Genomic DNA, 23,449 nt, shown 5'->3' with positions numbered 1-23,449 from the left:
CTAGGGCTATACTGGCTAACCCTCCCTCACGCGGCGCGGCCGCAAACGGAACCCGTACATGAGTGAAAAGCCGCTCCGCCCCGCCAGCGCGATTGAAGCTGAACGCCTGCGCCTGTTTGTTTCCAGTGTCACCGACTACGCCATCTACACCCTGTCGCCGGAAGGCATCGTCACCAGCTGGAACGCGGGCGCGCAGCGCTTCAAGGGTTACACCGAGGCGGAGATTCTCGGCGAACACTTCTCGCGCTTTTATTCGGACGATGACCGCGCCGCCGGGCGGCCCGCCATGGCGCTGGCCGTGGCGCGCGACGCCGGCCGCTTCGAGGACGAGGGCTGGCGCATCCGCAAGGACGGCACGCGCTTCTGGGCCAGCGTGGTGCTCGACCCCATCCGCGACCACAACGGCGAGCTGCTCGGCTACGCCAAGATCACGCGCGACATCACCGCCCGCCGCAAGGAGCAGGAGGCGCTGCACGCCAGCGAGGAGCGATTCCGCCTGCTGGTGCAGGGCGTAACCGACTACGCGATCTACATGCTGTCTCCGGAAGGGCTGGTGTCCAACTGGAACGAGGGCGCTCGCCGCATCAAGGGCTACGGCTCGGACGAGGTGACCGGCACCCATTTCGAACGCTTCTACACTGAACCGGACAGGGCGGCGGGCCTGCCCATGCAGGCCCTGGCCACGGCGCGCCGCGACGGCCGCTTCGAGCGCGAGGGATGGCGGGTGCGCAAGGACGGCAGCCAGTTCTGGGCGCATGTGGTGATCGACCCCATTATCGACTCGATGGGCGAGCTGATCGGCTATGCCAAGATCACGCGCGACGTCACCGAGCGCCGCACGGCCGAGGAAGAGCTGGCGCGCGCCAGCAGCCCTTCCGCGCCGAGCGCGTGCGCATCAACCGCATTGTCGATTCCTTCGAAGCGGTGCTGCGGCGCGCCGTGCACAGCAACGTGCAGCTCGAACTGAAACAGGCCCCGGGCCTGCCCGAAATCCTGGCCGACGTGCAGCAGCTCGAATCCGCCATCCTGAACCTGGTGGTCAATGCGCGCGACGCCATCGGCGACGGCGGCGAACGCGGCGACATCGTTATCGAGACCAGCGTGGAAATGCACGAGGGCGGCGGCGGTGCGCTGCCGCCCGGCGCCTATGTATGCCTGACCGTGCGCGACAGCGGCTGCGGCATGGAACCCGAGGTGGCGCGCCGCGCCATGGAGCCGTTTTTCACCACCAAGGAAGTGGGCAAAGGCACCGGCCTGGGATTGAGCCAGGTGTACGGCATGGTGCAGCAGGCCAAAGGCGAGCTGCGCATCGAGTCCCAGCCCGGCAAAGGCACGGCGATTTCGCTGCTGTTCCCGGCGCACGAACACGGCATCGGCCCGCAGGAATCGGCGCACGGCAGCGCGGCAGAAAAAGTGCTGGTCGTGGACGACCAGAACGACGTGCTCGACATGGCCGCCCAGCTGTTCACCAGCCTGGGCTACGAGGTGCTGCCGGCCAACAACGGCGCCGAAGCGCTGGAAATCCTGGGCCGCCACCCGGACCTGCGCATCCTGTTCAGCGACGTCGTCATGCCCGGCATGAGCGGCATCGAGCTGGCGCGCGCGGCCCGGCAGGCGCAGCCCGGCCTGAAGATCATCCTGGCCTCCGGCTACCTACCCTCCACGCTCAGCGCCCAGCACAAGGACGTGGACCAGTTCGAGCTCATCGGCAAACCCTACCGCCTGTCGGACATCATCAAGAAACTGCAATAGGCCGGACTCGTAAAAAGGGGGGGGCTGCGGCTATACTGCCCGCCATGATGCTATTTCGCCCTACTCCGTTCGCGCTGGCCGCCGCGCTGTGTACTTTGCTGGCCTCTTCCGCTTCCCACGCCGACGATACGCTGATGCAGCGCGTGCTGATCGACGGTTCGCGCGCCAGCCAGCTTGGCATCGCCGACGCGGCCGGCGACGGCAGCGTCACGCAGCAGCAGCTGGCCGCGCGCACCACCTACCGGCCCGGCGAGCTGCTGGAGGCCACGCCCGGCCTGATCGTCAGCCAGCACAGCGGCGAGGGCAAGGCCAACCAGTTCTACCTGCGCGGCTTCAACCTGGACCACGGCACCGACCTGCGCACCACCGTGGACGGCATGCCCGTCAACCAGCGCAGCCACGCCCACGGCCAGGGCTGGACCGACCTCAATTTCCTGATCCCGGAACTGGCCGCGCGCCTCGATTACAAGAAAGGCCCCTATTCGGCCGAGGAAGGCGACTTCGCCTCCGCCGGCGCCGCCTCCATCATCTACGCCAACCGCCTGGTGCGCGGCGTGGCCAGCGCCAGCGTGGGGCAGAACGGCTACCGCCGCGCGTTGCTGGCCGATTCGGCCAGCGTGAACGAAGCCAATAACGGCGCGCTGCTGTACGCGATCGAAGCCTTGCACAACGACGGCCCGTACACGCGCGGCGACGACTACAAAAAACTGAACGGCGTGCTGCGCTACAGCCAGGGCTACGCCAACAACGGCTTTACCGTCACGGCCATGGCCTACAACGCGGACTGGAACGCCACCGACCAGATTCCGCTGCGCGCCGTGCAGCAAGGCCTGCTGGGCCGCTACGACGGCATCGACAACACCGACGGCGGCAAGGCACACCGCTACAGCCTGTCCGGCGCCTGGCAGCGCAGCGGCGAGGACACGGCCGCCAAGGTCGGCGCCTACCTGATCGCCAACCAGCTGGACTTGTATTCCAACTTCACCTACTTCATGGACGACCCGGTGAACGGCGACCAGTTCGCCCAGCCGGACCGCCGCGTCACCAGCGGCGTGGACGCCAGCCACGCCTGGCACGCGCACATCGGCGAGGCCAGCTCCATCACCACGGTCGGCCTGCAGCTCCAGAACGACAATATCTTCAACGGCTTGTACAAGACCGTGGCGCGGCGCGCCGTGGCCACCACCCGGGCCGATCATATCGTGGAAACCAGCGCCGGCCTGTACGTGGAAAACAGCACGCGCTGGTCCCCGGTGCTGCGCACCACGGCTGGCCTGCGCGCCGACGCCTATCGCTTCGATGTGCGTCCTTCCGAGGCGGGCAGCGCCAGCGCGCTGGAACACCCGGCAGGCCGCGCCAGCGACCGCCTGCTCAGCCCCAGCCTGAGCGCCGTATTCGGCCCCTGGGCGCTGACCGAGTTCTACGCCAACGCCGGCACCGGCTTCCACAGCAACGACGCGCGCGGCGCCGTCGCGGCGGACGCTCCGCTGGTGCGTTCGCGCGGCCTGGAGCTGGGCGTGCGCAGCGAATGGCTGCCGCGATTGCAAACCTCGCTGTCGGTCTACCGCCTGGACTTCGATTTCGAACTGAGCTACGTGGGCGACGCCGGCGCCACCGAGGCGGGCGATCCGAGCCGCCGCTACGGCGTGGAGTTCTCCAACTACTACAAGCCTTTCAAATGGCTCAGCGTGGACGCGGACCTGGCTTTCGCCCGCGCGCGCAGCCGTGGCGCGGAAGCCCGTGCGGCAGGCGCCGCCTACATCCCCGGCGCGGTGGAAGGCGTGGCCCAGCTGGCGCTCACGGTGGACAAGCTGGGGCCCTGGTCCGGCGCACTGCGGCTGCGCTGGTTCGGTCCGCGCCCGCTGGCCGAGGACAACAGCGTGCGCTCGCGCGCCAGCCAGACGCTGAATGGCCGCATCGGCTACAAATTCGCCGGCGGCATGCAGCTGGAGCTGGAGGCCTTCAACCTGGCCAACCGCCGCGTGTCGGCCATCGACTATTACTACGCCTCCCGGCTCAAGGGCGAAACGCAGCCGGTGGACGACGTCCACTTCCACCCCATCGAATCGCGCTCATTCCGGCTGATGCTCACGCGGAGCTTCTAACCGTCGTAGAATAGACGACTCCATCGCCGAGCATACCCGTACCCCCGTTCCAATGACGACTTACGCCCCGATCTACACCGCGCCCGAGCGCGTTACCGAAGCGCTGCGCAGCGAAGGCTACGCCCTGCTGCATCCCGAACATGTCGCCGCGCTGGCCGGCACCACGCTGGAGGCGCTGAACGCCCTGGTGCCGAGCTGGGAGCACCTTGAACTGGACAACTACCTGAAAGACGGCGGCCGCTACCGGCGCCGCCGCCATTCCTGCTTCATCCAGAAGGACGGCGCGCTGGCGCAGACCGCGCACCGCCCGCACTGGCAGCCGCTGGAATACAACGCGCTGCACGGCGGCATGCACCGGCTGTTCGAGCCCATGGAACCGGACACCGTGGCGCAGCCGGCCTGGCGCCAGCTGATCACCGCCGTCGGCGACGCCTGCTCGGCCGCGCGCGCGCCGCAGCCCTGGTACATAGAGGCGCACCAGTTCCGCATCGACACCACGGACGGCATCGGCCGCCCCACGCCGGAAGGCGCGCACCGCGACGGCGTGGACTACGTGGCCGTGCTGCTGATCGGCCGCCACGGCATCAAAGGCGGAGAGACTCGCATCTTTGAAGCCGATGGCCCGAACGGCAAGCGCTTCACCATGACCGAACCCTGGACCATGCTGCTGCTGGACGACGCCACCGTGATCCACGAATCGACACCCATCCAGCCGCTGGCCCAGCACGGCCACCGCGACACGCTGGTGCTCACCTACCGCGCCGGCCAGTTCCAGGGCGCACAGCCATGAAATTTCCCAGCTTGATAGTTAAATCCTTTATAGTTACCTTAGAGTCAGCATAGCTTGAAAACCAATTTTTGGAGGCAGTCCGTGGACTCCAGCTACGAGATCGAACCGGATGAAATCGAAATCCTCATCGTCGAGGACAGTCCGACCCAGGCCGAGCGGCTGCGCCGCCTGATCCAGTCCGTGCGCTACAAGGCGCGCGTGGCCGCCAATGGCCGGCTGGCGCTGGAGGCGATCCGCGAACGCAAGCCGCACCTGGTGCTGTCGGACATCGTCATGCCCGAAATGGACGGCTACGAACTATGCCGCGCCATCAAGTCCGACGCCGTGCTGCGCGACATCCCGGTCATCCTGGTCACCTCGCTGACCGACCCCAAGGACATCATCAAAGGCATCGAGTGCGGTGCGGACAACTTCATCCGCAAGCCCTATGCCGAAGACTACCTGCTGAACCGCATCGGCCACATGCTGGTGAACCAGAAGCTGCGCCGCAACCAAAACATGGAAGTGGGCATCGCGCTTTACCTGGGGGACCAGAAGCACTTCATCAACGCCGAGCGCCAGCAGATCCTTGACCTGCTGATCTCCACCTACGAACAGGCGGTGCAGGTCAACAGCGAACTGCAGGCGCGCGAACGCCAGGTGATAGAGCTGAACATGCGCCTGGCCCACCACGCCGGCGAGCTGGAAACCATCAACCGCGAAATCGCGCTGAAGAACCTGGAGCTGGCCGAAGCGAGCCGCATGAAATCGGCCTTTATCGCCAATATGTCGCACGAGCTGCGCACGCCGCTGAACGCCATTATCGGCTTCACCGGCGCGCTGCTGATGAAGCTTCCCGGCCCGCTGACCGGTGAGCAGGACAAGCAGCTCAACACCATCCGCAACAGCGCGCGCCACCTGCTTTCGCTGATCAACGACATCCTGGACGTGGCCAAGATCGAAGCGGGCAAGGTCACGCTGTCGGTCGAGCCTATCCAGTGCCAGAACCTGATCGCCGAAGTGGCCGACACCCTGCGCCCGCTGGCGCAGCAGAAGGGCCTGGCGCTGGAAGTGGACGTGGCGCCGCAGCCGGTCACCCTCGAAACCGACCGCCGCGCGCTGACGCAGATCCTGATCAACCTGGCCAACAACGCCATCAAGTTCACCGAGAAAGGCACGGTGCGCATCACGTTGAGCCAGCGCGCCGACGGCGACGGCGTGGTGACCGAATTCGCCGTGGCCGACAGCGGCGCCGGCATCCGCGAGGAAGACCAGGCCAAGCTGTTCCAGGCCTTCTCGCAGCTCGATTCGACCTCCACCCGCCACGCGGAAGGCGCGGGCCTGGGCCTGTACCTGTGCCAGAACCTGGCCAACCTGATCGGCGGCTCGCTGTTCTTCAGCAGCGATTTCGGACACGGCAGCACCTTCACGCTGGCGATGAAGAGCAAAAAATAAACCGCCCGGACGGGCAGCAGGGAGCGGTATGGCGGCGCGTGTCCTCATCGTGGAAGACAACCAGGCCAATATGGACCTGATGAGCTACTTGCTGACCGCGTTCGGCCACATTCCGCTGGGCGCGGGCGACGGCCTGCAGGGCGTGGCCATGGCGCGCGAGCTGCTTCCCGACCTGATCATCTGCGACATCCACCTGCCCCGACTGGACGGCTACGGCGTGGTGGCCGCACTCAAGGCCGACCCGGCCACCGCCGCCATCCCGGTGCTGGCCGCCAGCGCGCTGCCGGTCTCGGACGGCGGCGCCGCACTGCGCGCGGCCGGCTTTGACGGCCACCTGCCCAAATCGCTGGAACCGGACACGCTGATCCCCTCGCTGGAGACCTTCCTGCCGGCGGCGCTGCGCGGCCAGGCACCGCAGACCGGAGGCCGGTCCGAAAGCGCCACCCCGCAGGCCACCGAAGCCCCCCGCGCGCGCCTGCTGCTGCTCGACGCCGCGCCGGACGACTGCGGCCTGGTGGCCAGCATCCTGGCGCACTATGGCTACGCTGTCACGGTGGCGGCGGACGCCGAGCAGGCGGACCATTGCGCAAGGCAGCAATTCGACCTGATACTGTGCGACGCGGACACCACGCAAAGCCGCCACACCGCCTTCCTGCCGCTCGCGCTGGCACGCCACCAGGCGGCATGGGCCGGCGTGCCGCTGGTGCTGATTACATCGTCACGGGACGATCCGCTGGACGGCCTGCTGCCGCCCGGCGTGGCGCCCGCGCTGCTGCTGGCGCATCCGCTGGAACCGCAGGAACTGGCCCGCGCGCTGGAGGCATGCCTTTCGGCGGCCTTGGCGCAACTGCCAAAATGAATAGATAGACATCGTATTTATACGGTATTGCGGTGCAACAAAAACGCGGCTATAGTGGAACTGTCTCCTCCAACCGTTCTCCGAACATTGGATTCAGCCCGCGCCCGACGCGGGCATTTTTTTGCCCGAACCGCACGCCGATACCTGAAATCGTAGGGCGGGTTAGCAGCAAAGCTGCGTAACCCGCCAGCGCCGCCAGCAAAGCAAAAGGAGAGCCAAATCACCCCCACCGACAAACTCGATCCGGCAACGCTGCCGCACTGCGACCTGGTCATGAAAGGCGGCATCACCAGCGGCGTGGTCTACCCCAAGCTGATCGCCCGGCTGGCGCGCGGCTACGCCTTCAAGAACATCGGCGGCACATCCGCCGGCGCGATCGCCGCCGCAGCCTGCGCCGCAGCCGAATGCGGACGCCAGAGCGGCCGCCAGCCGGCAGCCTTCGCCAGCCTTGCCGGCCTGCCCGAAGAACTGCAAGCGCAGGAACAAGGGCGCTCGCGGCTGGCGCGCCTGTTCCAGCCCGCCCCCGCGCTGCAAGCCCACTTCGACATGGCCATGCGCTACATCGACGCCAAGGACAAGCTGCGCGCCGCGCTGGGCATCGCCGCAGCGCTGGTCCACTGGCCGACGGTAGTGGGCGCCGCGCTGCTGCTGATCGCGCCGCTGGTCATGCTCTCCACCCACCTCACGGCGCTGCGCAGCGCCGCCACCACGCTGGCCATGCTGGCCACTGCCGCCGGCGCCGCCTGGCTCACCCACCGCGCCTTCGCGCTGCTGCCCGCGCCAGCGCAGGCTCCCGCCGCGCCCCCGGCCTCTCCGACTCCGCCCACGGCGGCCCAGCGCCCCGCATGGCTGCGCCTGGCCGCTGAACTGGCCTGCGCTGCCGCCGCGGGCTACCTGGTGCTGGCTGCCGCAATCGCCGGCCTGCCGGGCCATGCCGGCCCGCTCAACATCGGCCTGCAAGTGCCCTTCCTGCTGCTGGTGCCGCTCTGCGTCGCCACCGGCTTCGGCTGGGGCGCCTGGCGCTCGGCCGCCGCGCTGCTGCAAGGCCTGCACCGCAACCAGTACGGCCTGTGCAGCGGGCGCAGCACCGGCAGCGACGCCGTGACCGCCCTCACCGACTGGCTCTCCCTCTACCTGAACCAGCTGGCCGGCCTGCCCCCCGGCCGGCCGCTCACCTTCGGCGACCTGTGGGGCCAGCAGACCTCCACAGCCCCAGAGAACCGCGCCATCAACCTGGAAGTGGTCACCACGGCGCTCAGCCAGCAAATGCCCTACGCCCTGCCCTTCCGCGACGGCTCGGGCGGGTTCTACTTCCATCCCGCCGAATGGGCACAGCTATTCCCGCCGTCCGTGATGGACTGGCTGCTGCAGCAAGCGCCGCAACCTCCGCAGACCGGCCCCTTCGCCGCGCCGGACGGCAGCCCTCTGGTGCGCCTGTGCGACCCGGCCGACACGCCCGTGGTGGTGGCGGTGCGGATGAGCCTCAGCTTCCCGCTGCTGCTGTCCGCCGTCCCGCTCTACGCGCAGGACTACACCGACAGCAGCAAGCTGAAACGCATCTGGTTCTCGGACGGCGGCATCTCCAGCAATATGCCGCTGCACTTCTTCGACACGCTGCTGCCCGAGCATCCCACCTTCGCCATCAATTTGAAAGAAGCGCATCCCAAGTACCCGATCGAGGATGCCGCCCAATGCGGGCTGGATGGCCGCGTCTATCTGCCCAGCGATAACAACCAAGGCCGGCTGCGCTACTGGGCCGCGACGGACGACGCCACGCCGGCCGGGCTGTTCGGCTTCCTGGGCAATATCTTCGCCACCATGCACAGCTGGCGCGACGAGATCCTGTTTCCCTATCCAGGCTACCGCGACCGCATCGTGCAAATCAGTTTGCGGCCGGGCGAAGGCGGGCTGAATCTCAATATGCCGAAGGAAGCGGTGGAGCGGCTGGGCGACGCAGGCGCCTGTGCGGCCGAGATGCTGTACCGGCGCTTCCATCCGCAAGGCGGCGGCAACGGCTGGGACAATCACGAGCAGGTGCAGGTGCTGTCGGTGCTGGGCAATCTGGAACGGCTGGCGAAGCACGCCGGCGCGCCCGAAGCGGCGGCGCGCTGGCGCGCGGCGGTGGCGCGCAGCAAACGCCTGGGCACGAATGAAAAAATACTGGCGAACGACTTGCTCTCGGACCTGGAAGCGATGGGCGCCCATGTCAGCGCCAGCGGCGACAGCATGGAGGACAGGATGTACCGGCCACGCCCCGAGATGAAGCTGACGCCGAATCTGTAGCCAAGACCGGCGGGTTACGCTGCGCTAACCCGCCCTACGCACCATCGCACAATCACACCATCGCGTTCATCGCACCATCACGTTCATCGTAGGGCGGGTTAGGCGCGAAGCGCCGTAACCCGCCGAACTAGGCCCGCAGCAAGCGCAACCCGGACGACGAAGGCATGCGCGGGAACACCTGCGCCAGCTGGGTGTCGCTCAAGCGCAGATGCCGCTCGGCGATATTCGCCAGCACCGTGCGGAAGTCCGTCGTCACCGGCAGATCGCGCCCCTCGTTGAGCTGCCCGTTGCCCACGCCCTGCCAGTCGCCCAGCACCTTGCCGCCCGCCACGCCGCCGCCCAGCACCCACATCACATTGCCATGCCCGTGATCGGTGCCGCCGTTGCCGTTTTCGCGCGCGGTGCGGCCGAACTCGGACATGACCACGATGGTGGTGTCCTCGAACATCGGCCCCAGCTTCTGCGCCAGCACGGCCAGGCCCTGCCCCAGCGGCGCCAGCCGGTTGGCCAGCTGCCCTGTGCCCGCGCCCTGGCTCGCATGCGTGTCCCAGCCGCCCAGCGCAAAGAACGCCATCTGCACATTGGGGTCGTTGCGCATCAGGACCGCGAGCCGCGCCGCGTCGTCCGGGAAGCCGTTCGGCAGCGGCGCGCCGCCGTCCGCCGCCATCGACTCGGCCATCGTCGCCGCCATCACTTCCTTGTGCGCCTCGCGCCCGTCCTGATACACCTTGCCAAAGCGCTCATGGCCCATATAGAGCTGATCGAAGGCCGTCGCCAGCTGCGGCCGGTCCAGCACGCCGGGCTTGCCCGCCGCCGAGCCGTTGGCGATATTGATGGCGGCCGCCTGCCCGCTCAGGATGCGCGGCATGGTCGGCCCCACGCTGACCGCGCGCGTGGGCGTCGACGTGCCCGGCAAGGTAGCGATCAGGCGGTTCATCCAGCCGTCCGGCGTGCTCTTCACGCCCGGCGTGGCGGACTCCATGTAATCCTGCGCGTCGAAGTGCGAGCGGGTGGTGTCCGGCGAGCCGCTGGCATGCACAAAGGCCAGCTTCTTCTCGCGCCACAGCGGCATCAGCGGCGCCAGCGCCGGGTGCAGGCCGAAGTAGCCGTCCAGGTCCAGCGCGCCGTTGTCCTTGCCCGGCGCGGCCAGCGCAATGCTGGGCCGCAGCTGGGTGTAGTTCTCGTCGCCGATGGGCGCCACCACGTTCAGGCCATCGACCGCGCCGCGCAGCATCACGACGATCAGCTTGCGGTCGGTGGGGCGCTGCACCGAGGTGGCCGCCCAGGCCTCGCGGCCCAGCGGTATCATCAGCCCGGCGCCGGCGGCGAAAGCGTTCAGGAAGTCTCTGCGTTGCATGGCCTGCTCCTAGCGTTGCATGAAATCGGGACTGCCGAGCAGCATGGCAGTGCGTATCTTTTGCGGACTGGCCGCCACGATGCCCTGGGTGCGCTCCGACACCGCCTCGCCCAGCGCCGCCTGCACCACGGCAGCATCCACACCCTGCGCCAGCGTCGTGGCGTAGCCGATGCGCCGGCTCAGCGCGTCCGGATTCAGCCAGGCCGATTGCGTGTTCTTGTAGCCGTCCGGCGTCTGGCAGCCGTACAGCGGCATGCCCAGGCGGTCCAGCGCGCCCAGCACCGGCCGCACTTCGGCCATCGCGGAATTGCCGGCGCGCGCCGCCGAGATCACGAACTGGTAAGGCGTCTTGAACTTGGCGCCCTGCGCCTCCGGCGACATGAATTCATCGCTGGCGAACAGCGTCTTGAGCACCGAGCGGATGTCGCCCTTGCTGGCCACCCAGGTCTGCGCCATGCGTTCGACCAGGGCCGGCGGCGGCTCGTCCGCCACGAAATACTGCGCCAGCTTGTAGCTGATGTGGCGCGCCGTGGCCGGATGCACGGCCAGCACGTCCAGCGCGTATTCGCCCTCGGCCTGGCCCTGCGGCTTGATCACGCGGCCCAGCCACTGCTTGTCGCCGTTGTCATGCCGCTTGGGGTCGAAGCGGAAGGTCTCGTTGCGCGCCACCAGCTGGCGCGGGGCGAAGCTCCAGCCGGTCAGCATGCGCGCCAGCTCGGTCACGTCCTTCTGCGTATAGCCCTTGTCCACGCCCAGCGTATGCAGCTCCATCAGCTCGCGCGCGTAGTTCTCGTTCAGGCCCCCGGCCTTGGAGAGGTAGTTATCCAGGTAGAACAGCATGGCCGGGTGCTTGGCGGTGGCGCCCAGCATGTCGCGGAAGGAGCCGAACACATAAGGCCGGATCGCGTCGCGCTCGTAGCTGGCCACCAGCGGCCGCACCTGGCCCTTGCCGGAGAAGACGTTGAAATGGTTGAACCAGAAATCCACCATCACTTCTTCCAGCTGGCGCGGGCTGCCCACGGCGCGCGCAATGCGCGCTTCGGCGGTCTGGTTGTTGATGCGGGCCAGCACTTCGCGCCGCATGGCTTTGGCGTCCTCGGTTTCGTCCTTGACCATGTCGCGCACGGCCAGGAAGTCGCCCAGCACTTCGCCGCTGCTGCGCTGCACCGTATCGAGGCCCGCCAGGCGCTCGCTCAGCGCGGCGGGCAGCTCCAGCGATTCGGGATGCAGCTGGCTGTCGATATAGCGCGCCACGCCCATCTGCGTCACGCGCTCGATGTCGCCCGGCGCCGGGCCGTAGGCCAGCCGGTTCAGCACATGCGCGGCGGCAGCCTGCCCGCTCAACTGCGGGGGCGCGGCCAGCGCCGCCGGAGCGGCCTGCACGGCCGCCAGGAGAATCATCGATGCAAACCAGCTGCGCGCACTCATGTTTAGCCTCTTTGATGTCGTTATAAGCATGACTTTATACCAGCAGGGTCCGTCCAGCCACACCGCCGTGTATCGATTGTAAGCAGTTGTTACAACGCATCAGTAACTTAATCAAACGATCGATTAACTTATTGATTTTGTCTGAATAGCATGGTCAAATGGCATCATGAACGATAAAGCCAGAACAAAAAAATCACGGTCGGACGGAGAGCAATCGCGCGAGCGCTTGCTGATCACGGCCATACGCCTGTTCGCCGAACAGGGCTATTCGCGCGCCTCCACGCGGGAGATTGCCCTGGCCGCCGGCGTGAACGTGGCCGCCATCAGCTACTACTTCGGCGACAAGGCCGGCCTGTACCGCGCCGCTTTCACCGCACTCTCGCCCTCCCCGGCAGACAACATCGCCATGTTCGACCAGCCGCACTTCACGCTGCGCGAATCGCTGCAAGGCTTCTTCAACCAGATGCTGGCGCCGCTGAAGGAAGGCGACATGATGGAAACCTGCATGCGCCTGTGGTTCCGCGAAATGCTGGAGCCCACCGGCATCTGGGCCAGCGAGATAGAAAACGGCATCCGCCCCGAGCATGAAGCGTTCAGCCGCGTGCTGGCGCGCCACCTCGGCCAGGACAAGCCGGACGACGAAACCCACCGCCTCGCCTTCAGCATCGCCTCCATGGCGCTGATGCTGATGATGGCGGGCGACGTGGTAAAGACCATCAAGCCGCAGCTGATGGCCGGACCGGAAGCCATCGCCACCTGGACCGAACGCCTGAGCGACTACGCGACGGCACTGGTAGACGCAGAAAAAATCCGCATCAAGGAAAAAACAGCATGACGACAAACAAGCACAAGCCGGCGATGGCGATGGCAACCGCAATGGCAGTGGCGATGGCACTGGGCGGCTGCGCCCTGAACGCGCCGCCCGCCAAGGTGGACGCCGCCGCGCCGCCGCAGTGGCAGGCGCCGCTGCCGCACAACGGCAATCTCACGGACTTGAACAACTGGTGGCAGAACCAGGGCGACCCGCTGCTGGTGCAGCTGATCGATTCCGCCCAGGCGGCCAGCCCTACGCTGGCCTCGGCCCGCTCGCGCATCGCCCAGTCGCGCGCCGAGCGCGTGGCGGCCGGCGCCGCGCTGGCGCCCTCGCTGGACGTGGCGGGCAGCGTGGCGCGCCAGAACCAGCAGTCCTCCATCCCCACCGGCACCACCAGCCAGGTGGCGCTGCAAGCGTCGTGGGAGATCGACATATTCGGCGCAGGCCGCGCCGCGCGCAACGCGGCCGAAGCGCGCTTCAACAGCGCCAACGCCGGCTGGCACGAAGCGCGCGTGTCCGTCGCTGCAGAAACGGCCAACCAGTACTACGGCCTGCGCGCCTGCGAGCAGCTGCTCAAGGTTGCGGTGCAGGACGCCGGCTCGCGCGCCTACACCGCGCGCCTGACGGAATTGAGCAGCAAGGCCGGCTTCCTGTCGCCGTCGGACTCCGCCCTGGCCCGCGCCAGCGCCGCCGATGGCCGCAGCCGCGCCAGCGCACAGCGCGCCGCCTGCGACATCGGCGTGAAATCGCTGGTGGCGCTGACCGCCATCGCCGAACCGGAGCTGCGCGCCAAACTGGCCGCCGCCACCGCCGTGCCGGCGCCGGCCATCGCCATCGCCGTACTGCCCGCGCAAACCCTGAGCCAGCGGCCGGACGTCTACACCGCAGAACAGGAAGTGGCAGCCGCCAGCTTCGAAGTGCGCGGCGCGCAGGCGCAGCGCTATCCGCGCCTGTCGCTGTCCGGCTCCGTGGGCGCGGCCAACTTCCACAGCGGCGGCGAGAACACCCAGCTCGACACCTGGACCCTGGGTCCGCTGGCCATCTCGGTGCCGGTGTTCGACGCCGGCCGCCGCCGCGCCAACGTGGACGCCGCGCAGGCGCGCTACGAGCTGGCGGTGAGCCAGTATCGCGGCAGCGTGCGCAAGGCCGTGGCAGAAGTCGAGCAGGCCCTGGTCACGCTCAACAGCACCGGCGAGCGCGCCAGCGACGCCGAGATTTCGCTCCAAGGCTATCGCACCGCCTTCACCGCCATTGAAGACCGCTACAAGAACGGCCTGGCCAGCCTGCTGGAACTGGAAGACGCGCGCCGCAGCCGCCTGGCCGCAGAGAACAACGTGGTCAGCCTGCAGCAGGAACGCAGCAACGCCTGGGTGGCGCTGTACCGCGCCGCCGGCGGCGGCTGGACCGCTTCGGCTGTCGTCCCGGCCCAGGCAAACAACTAAGAACAACCAAAAATGCACACCAAGACCATGAATAAATACGCGCTCAAGCCCCTGGCACTGCTCATGTTTGCCACCTTCGCCCTGCACGCCCCGCTGGCCGGCGCAGCCGAAGAGAAAAAAGACGCCCCCAAGGCCGCCCTCACCGTCACCACCACCAAGCCCTCCGCCGCGCGCCTGCCCATCACGCTCACGGCCAACGGCAACGTCACCGCCTGGCAGGAAGCCAGCATCGGCAGCGAATCGAACGGCCTGCGCCTGACCGACGTGAAAGTCAACGTGGGCGACGTGGTGCGCAAGGGCGAGGTGCTGGCCACCTTCTCGGCCGACACCGTCAACGCAGACCTGGCGCAGGCCCGCGCCGCCGTGATGGAAGCGGAAGCCAACGCCGCAGAAGCCTCGGCCAACGCCGCCCGCGCCCGCTCGCTGGAAAGCACCGGCGCGCTCAGCGCCCAGCAGATCAGCCAGTACATGACCGCGGAGCAGACCGGCAAGGCGCGCATCGCCTCCGCCAGGGCCGCGCTGGCCACGCAGGAACTGCGCCTGAAGTACACCCAAGTGGTGGCGCCGGACAGCGGCGTGATCTCGGCCCGCAGCGCCACCGTCGGCGCCGTGGTGGGCGCCGGCACGGAGCTGTTCCGCATGATCCGCCAGGGCCGCCTGGAATGGCGCGCCGAAGTGACGGCGGCCGACCTGCCCAAGATTAAACCCGGCGCCAGCGCCGTCGTGAAAGCCGCCAACGGCGCCGAACTGGCCGGCAAGGTGCGCATGGTGGCCCCCACCATCGACCCGCAGAGCCGCTACGCGCTGGTCTACGTGGACCTGCCCGCGCCCAAAGGCGCGGAAGCGAACGCCTTCAAGGCCGGCATGTTCGCCAGCGGCCGTTTTGAGCTGGGCAACTCGGACGCCATGACCGTGCCGCAGCAGGCCGTGGCCGTGCGCGATGGCTTCAGCTACGTGTTCCGCCTGAATCCGGACAAGCGCGTCAGCCGCATCAAGGTGCAGACCGGCCGCCGCCTGTCCGACCGCATCGAAATCCTGGGTGGCATCGACGCCGCCACGCCGGTGGTGGTAAGCGGCGCGGGCTTCCTGAACGACGGCGACCTGGTGAACAACGTGGCGCCCATCACGCCCGCCGCCGCCCCCGCCCCGGCCTCGGCGAACAAAGTGGCCAAGGCCAAGTAAGGAGCGGCAGTGAATTTCTCATCCCTATCAATCAAGAATCCCATCCCGGCGATCATGCTGTTCGCCCTGCTGACCCTCGCCGGTCTGCTGGCTTACCGCGCCAACCCGGTGCAGGATTTCCCCGACATCCAGCTGCCCATCGTCACCGTCAGCGCCTCGCTGCCCGGCGCCGCGCCGGCCCAGTTGGAGACCGAAGTGGCGCGCAAGATCGAAGACTCGGTCGCCACGCTGCAAGGCATCAAGAACATCTACACCAAGGTCCTGGACGGCAACGCCACCGTGACCGTGGAATTCATCCTCGAGAAGAACATCTCGGACGCCGTCAATGAAGTGCGCGACGCGGTGGCGCAAGTGCGCGCCGACATGCCGGGCGAGCTGCGCGACCCCGTGGTCAGCAAAGTGACCACCGCCGGCCGCGCCGTACTCACCTTCACCGCCGCCTCCAAGACCGGCGCCGGCCGCGCGCTGGACGACCAGGAACTGAGCTGGTTCGTGGACAACGACGTGTCCAAGAAGCTGCTCAGCGTATCGGGCGTGGGCGCGGTCAAGCGCATGGGCGGCGTGTCGCGCGAGATCCGGGTGGAGCTGGACGACGCCCGCATGGCCGCCCTCAAGGTGTCCGCGCTGGACGTATCGCGCCAGCTGCGCCAGGTGCAGAAGGAAGCGCCGGGCGGACGCGGCGACGTGAGCGGCGCCGAGCAGTCGGTGCGCACCATAGGCACCGTGCAGACCGCAGCCGCGCTGGCCGACATGGACATCCCGCTGCCGGACGGCCGTCATATCCGCCTGGGCCAGGTGGCCATCGTCAGCGACACCGTGGCCGAGCCGCGCGCCGTGGCTGAGCAGGACGGCAAGCGCGTGGTGGCCTTCGAAGTGCTGCGCACCAAGGGCGCCAGCGAAACCCAGGTCGCCTCCGACGTGCAGAAGGCCGTGGCCGAACTGCGCACCGCCTACCCCAATATCGAACTGAAACAATCGATCGACAACGCCTTCCCGGTCGAGGAAAACTTCGTCGGCTCGATGGAGCTGCTGTACGAAGGCGCGCTGCTGGCCGTGCTGGTGGTGTGGTGGTTCCTGCGCGACTGGCGCGCCACGCTGGTGGCCGCCGCCGCGCTGCCGCTGTCCGTGCTGCCGGCCTTCCTCGGCATGTACTGGTTCGGCTACACCCTCAACACCGTGACCCTGCTGTCGCTGGCCCTGGTGGTGGGCGTGCTGGTGGACGACGCCATCGTGGAGATCGAAAACATCTCGCGCCACCTGCGCATGGGGAAAACCCCGATGGAAGCGGCCATGGAGGCGGCCGACGAAATCGGCATGGCGGTGATCGCCACCACCTTCGCGCTGGTGGCGGTGTTCCTGCCCACCGCCTTCATGGGCGGCGTGCCCGGCCTGTTCTTCAAGCAGTTCGGCTGGACCGCCGTGCTGGCCGTGCTGGCCTCGCTGGTGGTGGCGCGCCTGCTCACGCCGATGATGGCCGCCTACCTGATGAAGCCCGTGCCGCACAAGGACGAGGAAGACGGCTGGCTGATGACGCGCTACATCACGCTCATGCGCTGGTGCCTGCGCCACCGCCACATTACCGCCATCGCCTCCGGCGCCTTCTTCATCGGCTCCATCATGCTGGTGCCGCTGCTGCCGACCGGCTTCGTGCCGCCGGCCGACCGCGCCCAGACCAACGTCAACATCGAACTGCCACCCGGCTCCACGCTGGCCGAAACGCGCGCCGTCGCCGAGCAGACCCGTTTGGCCGTGATGCAGGTGAAAGGCATCACCGGCGTGTTCAGCTCCATCGGCGGCGGCTCCAGCGGCGACGCCTTCGCCCCCGGCGCAGCGGCCGAAGCGCGCCGCGCCGTGCTGACGCTGACCACCGTGCACCGCACCGACCGCAAGGAATCGCTGCCGGACCTGGAAACCCAGATCCGCGCCAAGCTGGACAACATCCCCGGCGCGCGCTTCAACGTCGGCCCGCCGGACACCGGCGTCAAGATGCAGCTGGTGCTGCGCAGCGAAGACCCGATCGCGCTGACCGAAGCGGCGCAGAAGGTGGAACGAGAACTGCGCACCATGAAAGGCATCGGCAACGTCAGCTCCAGCGCCTCGCTGGTGCGGCCCGAGATCATCGTGCGGCCCGACTTCGCGCGCGCCGCCGACCAGGGCGTGACCGCCAACGCCATCGGCGAAACGGTGCGCGTGGCCACGGCCGGCGACTACGACTTCGATCTGACCAAGATGAACCTGCCCGAGCGCCAGGTGCCGATCCGCGTCAAGCTGCCGGACGCCGTGCGCGCCGACCTGGACGCCATCGGCCGCCTGACGGTGCCCGGCAAGAACGGCCCTGTGCTGCTCTCCACAGTGGCCGACATCAGCATGGAATCGGGTCCGGCGCAGATCGACCGCCTGAACCGCAGCCGCAACGTCACGCTGGACGTCGAACTAGGCAGCCGCACGCTGGGCGAACTGAACGAAGAAGCGCGCGCGCTGCCGTCGATGAAGAATTTGCCGCCGTCGGTGAAGATCGCAGAGCTGGGAGACGCGCAGGAGATGGCCGCGCTGTTCGCCAGCTTCGGCCTGGCCATGCTGATCGGCGTGATCTGCATCTACTGTGTGCTGGTGCTGCTGTTCAAGGACTTCATGCAGCCGGTGACGATTTTGGCCGCGCTGCCGCTGTCGATAGGCGGCGCCTTCGTGGCGCTGCTCATCACGCGCAACGCGCTGTCGATGCCGTCCATGATAGGCCTGATCATGCTGATGGGGATCGTGACCAAGAACTCCATCCTGCTGGTGGACTACGCCATCCTGGCGCGCCAGGACGGCATGAACCGCTTCGACGCGCTGGTGGACGCCTGCCACAAGCGCAGCCGGCCCATCCTGATGACCACCATCGCCATGGGCGCGGGCATGATGCCGCTGGCCCTGGGCTGGGGCGCCGACCCGAGCTTCCGCTCGCCGATGGCGATTGCCGTGATCGGCGGCCTGATCACGTCCACGCTACTGAGCCTGCTTGTAGTGCCGGCCGTCTTCACCTACATTGACGATCTGGAAGGGCTGCTCAAGCGCCTGCGCGACAAGCTGCGCCGCCACAAGCACGCGCCGGCGCCGCTGCCCGCCAGCCCAAGTGAAATCGCCAAATAAGGAGACGCACATGGACATCAAAGCGATGGACCTGCCGCCGCGCAAAGTAGCCTACTTGCGTTACACGGGTCCCTTCGGCCCCGCCATCGGCAGCTTCTGGCGCGACGTCTTCAATCCCTGGCGCGCCGCGCACGGACTGATGGCGCGCACCACCTACGGCGTAGCGCAGGACGACCCAAGCACCACGCCGCCGGAGCGCTGCCGCTACGACGCCTGCGTGGAAGTCGACGAAGGCTACGCCGCCGAGGCGCCGGCCGCCACGGCCGTGCTGCCCGGAGGCCGCTACGCGGTCGCCGCTTACCGGGGCGACGCCAGCGGCATCGGCGCCGCCTGGGGCGCCTTCTACAGCCAGGCGCTGCCCGCCAGCGGCTACGAAACCATCCCCGGCCCCTGCTTCGAGCGCTACCCCGCCGACTACAGCGAAGACGCCGCCACCGGCGTCTTCCAATGCGAGCTCTGCATCCCCATCAAGTAAACACAAAAAAGGGGTCATAGATACGCGTAGGGCGGGTTAGCGGCGCAGCTGCGTAACCCGCCAGCGCCGCTAGCGGCTCCAGCCCCCGCCGAGGGCGCGGTAGAGGTCGACCGAGGCGATCAGCATGCGCGTCTTGAGTTGCAGGCGCAGCACGTCGGCGCTGTAGAGCGTGCGCTGCGCGTCCAGTTCTTCGAGGTAGGAGGCGTAGCCGTTGCGGTAGCGGTTGCGCGCGATGCGCAGCGTTTCGGCGGCCGTGGCGCGCCGGGCGTCGTTCTGCACGGCCTGCTCGCGCAGGCGCTGGATGGCGCCCAGGCCGTTGTCGGTTTCGGCAAAGGCGGCACGCACGGCGTTCTCGTAGGCGTAGGCCGCCTGGTCGCGTGCCGAAGCGGCGGAGTCGGTTTGCGCCTGTACGCGGCCGCCTTCAAACAACGGTCCGGCGACGGCTGCCGTCAGGCGCCATAAATGCGTGGGGTCTTTGAGGAATTCGCTGAACACGGTCGACTGCAGGCCACCCACCGCCGTCAGCCTGAATGATGGCAGCAGCTGGTCGCGCGTGGCGGACAGCGTGGCGCTCGCGGCCAGCAGGTTTTGCTCGGCGCGGGCGATGTCGGGACGACGGCGCAGCAGGTCCGATGGCAGTCCTCCGGGCACCGGCGGCGGCGCCAGTCCGGACAGCGGCACGCCGCGCGGCACCGGCCCGGGATTGCCGCCACTCAGCACCGACAACGCGTTTTCCTGCTCGAAGATCTGGCGCTGCAGTTGCGGTACCTGCTCGGCCGCCGCCTGGTATTCGGCCTGCGCCTGCAGCCATTCGAGCCGCGAACTGTAGCCCACTTCGAACTGCTTGCGCGCCAGCTCGCGCGATTCTTCGCGCAGCTTGAGCGTGGCCAGCGCCAGTTCGAGCTGCGCGTCCAGGCCGCGCAGGTTCAGGTAGCCGGAGGCGGCGCTGGCGGCGATCGACAATGCGGCCGCGTCGGCGCTGGCTTGCTCGGCGGCGTAGGCGGCGCGCGCGGCGTCGGTCAGGTTGGCGAGGCGGCCCCACACGTCGATTTCATAGCTGGCCTGGAGTTCGGCCTGGAACAGATTGGTTTCGTAAGGGACGCCGTTGTAGGCCAGCGCGCGGGTGCGCGTCGGGCTGGCGCTGCCGGTGACGCTGGGGAGCTGGCTGGCGCGCGCCGCCGCCACGCGGGCGCGGTAGTCGGCCACGCGGGCGCGGGCGATGCGCAGGTCGCCGTTGTGCTCCAGCGTGCGGGCCACGAGGGCGCTCAGCGCGGGGTCGCCGAAGGCTTGCCACCATTGCTGCTCCACCGGGCGCGCATCGCTGCCGGGGCCGACGCGGGTGCGCCATTCGGCCGGCGTCTGCAAGGTCGATTGCGGCGCCGGCCCAACCTTGGCGGCGCAGCCGGCGATGAGCACGGCCGCCAGCAAGGCCGCAGCCGGTGCGGGCCTCGCGCGCTTCACGGCCGCGCTCCACCAGTGGGCGCTGTGGCCGATGCGGCCGGGGCAGCGGCAGCCGACGCGGCCGCGGCCGCGCGCGGCTTGCCCGGTTTCGGCGCCTCATCGTCACGCACCGAGGACGTGTCTATGCTGACGATCACCGACATGCCGGGCCGCAGCCGGTGGGCCTCGCCCTGCCCGCTGTCTATCCGTATCCGCACCGGTATGCGCTGGGCAATCTTGACGTAGTTGCCGGTGGCATTGTCCGCCGGGAGCACGCTGAATTCGGAGCCTGTGGCGGGCGAGATGCGTTCCACCTGCCCCGTCATCACTGCGCCATTGAGCGCGTCCACCTTGAACGTGGCGCTCTGGCCTATGCGCACGTCGTTCATCTGCGTTTCCTTCAGATTGGCGATGATCCACATCTGCCTGGGCACCAGCCCCATCAGCTGCGCGCCGCTGTTGACGTAGGCGCCCTGGCGCACCGTCACCTGCCCCAGCTGCCCGTCCGACGGCGCGGTGATGCGCGTGTTGTCCAGGTCCACCTTGGCCGCTTTCAGCGCGGCTTCGGCGTTGGCCACGGCGGCCTGCAGCGACAGCTTGTTCACCACCACCGTCTGCGCGGCCTGTTTCGAAATCTCCAGGCTGGCGCGCGCCTGCGCCACGGCGGCGGCGGTCTGGGCCTTGCCCGCCTTCTGCTGGTCCTGTTCGCGCACGGACAGCGAGCCGTCCGCCACCAGCGCCTCCACCCGCTTCAGGTCCGCCACCGAGCGCACGGCCTGCGCTTCGGCGTTGGCCAGCGCGGCCTGGTTCAGCAGGATGCTCGCTTCGGCGCTGCGGTGCGACTGCTCCCAGTTGGCCAGCGCGGCCTTCTGCGCCGCCAGCTGCGCCTGCGCCTGCTCATAGCGCTGCTGGTAGATGCGGTCGTCGATCTGCACCAGCAGGTCGCCCTCCATCACATGCTGGAAGTCCTGCACCTTCACGGCCACCACGTAGCCGGACAGCTGCGTGCCGATTACCGTCACCTGCCCGCGCACCAGCGCATTCTCGGTGCTGACGATGGGCGTGCTGAACGGCGGCAGCCGCCACGCGTACAGCACCACCAGCACACCGGCCAGCGCCACCAGCAGGAAGCCGGCGGCGGACAGCCACTGCTGCCGCCTGTCCGGCTGCGGCGGTGCAGGCGTCGCGGGAGGCGCCGCCGGCGCGGCTGGCACGGGAGCGGGCGTAGGGGTAGCGCTCGATTCTGGCGGCGTAGTTGTGCTCATTTCGATCCGGAGTTATTGAGGGAGACATTGGCCATGGCCGTCTGCGCATTTTGCGCCAGCGGCGCCGGCCTGCAAGCGGTACAGATATTCCATAAGTGATGCAGCAGCATCCACAAAATGGTGGCCACCGCCACCGCCGCAATCAGCAGGAACACGTCGTTGTAGGCGAGGATGTTGGCCTCGCGCGTGGCGGCCGCGCCCAGCTGCGCCACGCCGAGCGCGTTGCGCGTGCCGGCATCGGCCAGCGAACCGGCCAGCGCCGCGCCGCCCGACTGCACGCGCGCCGCCACCTGCGGGTCCAGCAGCGTGAGGTTTTCCACCAGCTGGCTGGAATGGAATTTCTCGCGCATCACCTGCACCGTGCCGACGATGGCAGAACCGAGCAGGCCGCCGATGTTCTGCGACATGGTGAACATCAGAGAAAAGCTGATCAGGTTGCGCGGCGCCGCGATCACCGCGCCAAAGCCGGACACAAAGGTCGGCCCGAGGAAGAAGGTGCCGCCGAAGGCCAGCAGGAACTGGCTCACATACATCTGCTCCGGCCGCGTGAGGTTGGTGGCGCGGCTGTCCATGAAGGCGCCCACCGCCATCATCGCCAGCGCGATCATCAGCGAGGGCTGGATGCGCGCCGGCGTGATGGTCAGCGCGCTGACGGCGATGCCGCCCACGCTGCCCACCAGGGTGATGAGCCACAGGGTCTGCATCTGGTCGTTGTTCAGGCCCAGCGCCTGCAGGAAGCCCACCGTGCCCGCCGCCTCGGACTGCACGATGCGGATCAGCAGCACCGACGCGGCCAGCCGCAGCATCATGCCGGTGCTGAGCCAGCGCGTGTTGAGCAGCGGCGCGGAGCGGTTGTGCTCCACCAGCAGCGCCGCCGCGATCAGCACGATGGAGCCGGCCAGGCAGTAGCCCAGCCAGGGCGATTCAAACCACCACACGGTGCGCCCCAGCGCCAGCACGGCGCACAGCAGCGCCACGCCGGGCGCGAACAGGCCGAAGGTGAGGAAGTCCAGTTTCTCGAAGGCCTTCACGCGGTCGCCCGGCGGCAGCTTGAGCAGCAGCACGCAGCCCATCGCCAGCAAGGCCATGCCCAGTTCGAAGAAATACAGGCCGCGCCACTCGCCTATCTCCAGCAACTCGGACGAGAACAGGCGCGCCATCGGCAGCGCCAGTTGCGGAAAGCCGACGCCGAGCACCACCGCCTTGAGCCGGTGCTGCGCCGGGAAGGCCTGCAGCACGTAGTACAGCCCCAGCACCGTCAGCGCCGCGCCGCTCATGCCGTGCGCGGCGCGCACCGCGATGGCGGAGGCCAGGCCGTGCACGAACAGGTGCGCCAGCGTGGCCACCGCGTACAGGCCGAGGAACAGCTCCGTGAACAGCTGCAGGCCGTACTGCTGGCGGAACTTCACCAGCAGCAGGTTCATGGACACGTTGGCCATCACATAGGCGGCCGGCAGCCACTGGATCTCGGCCGCGTACACGCCCAGCGAGCCTTGCGCATACGGCAGGTTGACGGTGACCAGGGCGTTCCCCAGGCCGCCCGTCATGGCGACGATGAAACCGACGATCAGGTAGGCGAGACGGCGCCGGTCCGAATGGAGCGGCGTGGAGGGAGAACCCGGCAGCAGCGGGCGCTCATGCGGTAGCCATGTTTGCGGTGCGTAAACGTCCATGCATCATCGCCGTAGTGG

The 23,449-nt window shown here is 68.2% G+C and carries 17 protein-coding genes; 12 read left to right on the top strand and 5 right to left on the bottom strand.

Features of this window, described 5'->3' with window-relative positions; all coding sequences use genetic code 11:
* The first annotated feature begins 58 nt into the window (after nt 1-58).
* The 7 genes from GTP77_RS30740 (at nt 59) to GTP77_RS30905 (ending at nt 9,223) form a co-directional block, all read left to right on the top strand.
* On the top strand, nt 59-967 hold the full coding sequence (locus tag GTP77_RS30740) for a PAS domain-containing protein (RefSeq protein WP_229202329.1): 909 nt from the start codon (nt 59-61) through the stop codon (nt 965-967).
* On the top strand, nt 889-1,752 hold the full coding sequence (locus GTP77_RS30735) for an ATP-binding protein (protein WP_371869389.1): 864 nt from the start codon (nt 889-891) through the stop codon (nt 1,750-1,752). Before GTP77_RS30740 ends, GTP77_RS30735 begins: the two co-directional genes overlap by 79 nt.
* A 47-nt stretch (nt 1,753-1,799) precedes the next feature.
* Nucleotides 1,800-3,857 (top strand): TonB-dependent receptor, encoded by a 2,058-nt coding sequence (locus GTP77_RS23790; RefSeq protein ID WP_371869391.1) that lies wholly within the window; start codon nt 1,800-1,802, stop codon nt 3,855-3,857.
* A 52-nt stretch (nt 3,858-3,909) separates the two neighbouring features.
* Nucleotides 3,910-4,647 carry a 2OG-Fe dioxygenase family protein gene (locus GTP77_RS23785; RefSeq protein ID WP_161074640.1) on the top strand — a complete coding sequence of 246 codons (738 nt, stop codon included), beginning with the start codon at nt 3,910-3,912 and terminating at the stop codon, nt 4,645-4,647.
* A gap of 81 nt (nt 4,648-4,728) precedes the next feature.
* Nucleotides 4,729-6,081: a hybrid sensor histidine kinase/response regulator gene (locus GTP77_RS23780; protein WP_161074639.1), complete on the top strand. Its 1,353-nt coding sequence runs from the start codon at nt 4,729-4,731 to the stop codon at nt 6,079-6,081.
* Nucleotides 6,082-6,109: 28 nt separating this feature from the next.
* Nucleotides 6,110-6,940 (top strand): response regulator, encoded by an 831-nt coding sequence (locus tag GTP77_RS23775; protein WP_161074638.1) that lies wholly within the window; start codon nt 6,110-6,112, stop codon nt 6,938-6,940.
* A 273-nt stretch (nt 6,941-7,213) separates the two neighbouring features.
* A complete protein-coding gene (locus GTP77_RS30905; protein WP_161074637.1) occupies nt 7,214-9,223 on the top strand; it encodes a patatin-like phospholipase domain-containing protein in 2,010 nt (669 codons plus the stop codon).
* 127 nt (nt 9,224-9,350) lie between these two features.
* Here the strand turns inward: GTP77_RS30905 and GTP77_RS23765 are convergent, their stop codons facing one another.
* Both GTP77_RS23765 and GTP77_RS23760 read right to left on the bottom strand, forming a co-directional pair.
* A complete protein-coding gene (locus GTP77_RS23765) occupies nt 9,351-10,580 on the bottom strand; it encodes a DUF1501 domain-containing protein (RefSeq protein WP_161074636.1) in 1,230 nt (409 codons plus the stop codon).
* 9 nt (nt 10,581-10,589) lie between these two features.
* Nucleotides 10,590-12,008, bottom strand: a complete 1,419-nt coding sequence (locus GTP77_RS23760) for a DUF1800 domain-containing protein (protein ID WP_229202327.1) — start codon at nt 12,006-12,008, stop codon at nt 10,590-10,592.
* A gap of 226 nt (nt 12,009-12,234) precedes the next feature.
* On the opposite strand from GTP77_RS23760, the gene GTP77_RS23755 reads away from it, so the two are divergent.
* The 5 genes from GTP77_RS23755 to GTP77_RS23735 are packed head-to-tail and all read left to right on the top strand — an operon-like array spanning nt 12,235 to nt 19,053.
* Complete coding sequence (locus GTP77_RS23755; protein WP_229202325.1) at nt 12,235-12,843, top strand: CerR family C-terminal domain-containing protein; 609 nt, start codon at nt 12,235-12,237, stop codon at nt 12,841-12,843.
* Complete coding sequence (locus GTP77_RS23750; protein ID WP_229202324.1) at nt 12,840-14,264, top strand: efflux transporter outer membrane subunit; 1,425 nt, start codon at nt 12,840-12,842, stop codon at nt 14,262-14,264. The genes GTP77_RS23755 and GTP77_RS23750 overlap by 4 nt, the downstream gene beginning before the upstream one ends.
* 12 nt (nt 14,265-14,276) lie before the next feature.
* On the top strand, nt 14,277-15,446 hold the full coding sequence (locus tag GTP77_RS23745) for an efflux RND transporter periplasmic adaptor subunit (RefSeq protein ID WP_371869388.1): 1,170 nt from the start codon (nt 14,277-14,279) through the stop codon (nt 15,444-15,446).
* Nucleotides 15,447-15,455: 9 nt separating this feature from the next.
* A complete protein-coding gene (locus GTP77_RS23740; RefSeq protein ID WP_161074634.1) occupies nt 15,456-18,578 on the top strand; it encodes an efflux RND transporter permease subunit in 3,123 nt (1,040 codons plus the stop codon).
* A gap of 10 nt (nt 18,579-18,588) precedes the next feature.
* The gene (locus GTP77_RS23735; protein ID WP_161074633.1) at nt 18,589-19,053 is read left to right on the top strand and encodes an AraC family transcriptional regulator; all 465 of its coding nucleotides are present in this window, start codon (nt 18,589-18,591) and stop codon (nt 19,051-19,053) included.
* A gap of 69 nt (nt 19,054-19,122) precedes the next feature.
* On the opposite strand, the gene GTP77_RS23730 is transcribed toward GTP77_RS23735, so the two are convergent.
* From GTP77_RS23730 to GTP77_RS23720, 3 genes are read right to left on the bottom strand one after another with little or no spacing between them, the layout of a single operon-like run.
* Nucleotides 19,123-20,514: an efflux transporter outer membrane subunit gene (locus tag GTP77_RS23730; RefSeq protein ID WP_161074632.1), complete on the bottom strand. Its 1,392-nt coding sequence runs from the start codon at nt 20,512-20,514 to the stop codon at nt 19,123-19,125.
* On the bottom strand, nt 20,511-21,758 hold the full coding sequence (locus GTP77_RS23725; RefSeq protein ID WP_161074631.1) for an HlyD family secretion protein: 1,248 nt from the start codon (nt 21,756-21,758) through the stop codon (nt 20,511-20,513). The genes GTP77_RS23730 and GTP77_RS23725 overlap by 4 nt, the downstream gene beginning before the upstream one ends.
* Nucleotides 21,755-23,431, bottom strand: coding sequence for an MFS transporter (locus GTP77_RS23720; protein ID WP_161074630.1), 1,677 nt, complete (start codon nt 23,429-23,431; stop codon nt 21,755-21,757). The genes GTP77_RS23725 and GTP77_RS23720 overlap by 4 nt, the downstream gene beginning before the upstream one ends.
* Nucleotides 23,432-23,449: the final 18 nt, after the last annotated feature.

The sequence above is a fragment of the Pseudoduganella aquatica genome (assembly GCF_009857595.1).
GTDB lineage: Bacteria > Pseudomonadota > Gammaproteobacteria > Burkholderiales > Burkholderiaceae_D > Rugamonas > Rugamonas aquatica_A.
The sequence above is the reverse complement of the archived record's forward strand: the minus strand, read 5'-3'. Positions and strand labels throughout refer to the sequence as shown.

Coding starts and splice junctions, on each gene's coding strand:
- GTP77_RS30905 (WP_161074637.1), top strand. CDS start 7,214: ATGAAAGGCGGCATCACCAGCGGCGTGGTCTACCCCAAGCTGATCGCC.
- GTP77_RS23735 (WP_161074633.1), top strand. CDS start 18,589: ATGGACATCAAAGCGATGGACCTGCCGCCGCGCAAAGTAGCCTACTTG.
- GTP77_RS23750 (WP_229202324.1), top strand. CDS start 12,840: ATGACGACAAACAAGCACAAGCCGGCGATGGCGATGGCAACCGCAATG.
- GTP77_RS23790 (WP_371869391.1), top strand. CDS start 1,800: ATGCTATTTCGCCCTACTCCGTTCGCGCTGGCCGCCGCGCTGTGTACT.
- GTP77_RS23785 (WP_161074640.1), top strand. CDS start 3,910: ATGACGACTTACGCCCCGATCTACACCGCGCCCGAGCGCGTTACCGAA.
- GTP77_RS30740 (WP_229202329.1), top strand. CDS start 59: ATGAGTGAAAAGCCGCTCCGCCCCGCCAGCGCGATTGAAGCTGAACGC.
- GTP77_RS23720 (WP_161074630.1), bottom strand. CDS start 23,431: ATGGACGTTTACGCACCGCAAACATGGCTACCGCATGAGCGCCCGCTG.
- GTP77_RS23745 (WP_371869388.1), top strand. CDS start 14,277: ATGCACACCAAGACCATGAATAAATACGCGCTCAAGCCCCTGGCACTG.
- GTP77_RS23775 (WP_161074638.1), top strand. CDS start 6,110: ATGGCGGCGCGTGTCCTCATCGTGGAAGACAACCAGGCCAATATGGAC.
- GTP77_RS23725 (WP_161074631.1), bottom strand. CDS start 21,758: ATGAGCACAACTACGCCGCCAGAATCGAGCGCTACCCCTACGCCCGCT.
- GTP77_RS23765 (WP_161074636.1), bottom strand. CDS start 10,580: ATGCAACGCAGAGACTTCCTGAACGCTTTCGCCGCCGGCGCCGGGCTG.
- GTP77_RS23760 (WP_229202327.1), bottom strand. CDS start 12,008: ATGAGTGCGCGCAGCTGGTTTGCATCGATGATTCTCCTGGCGGCCGTG.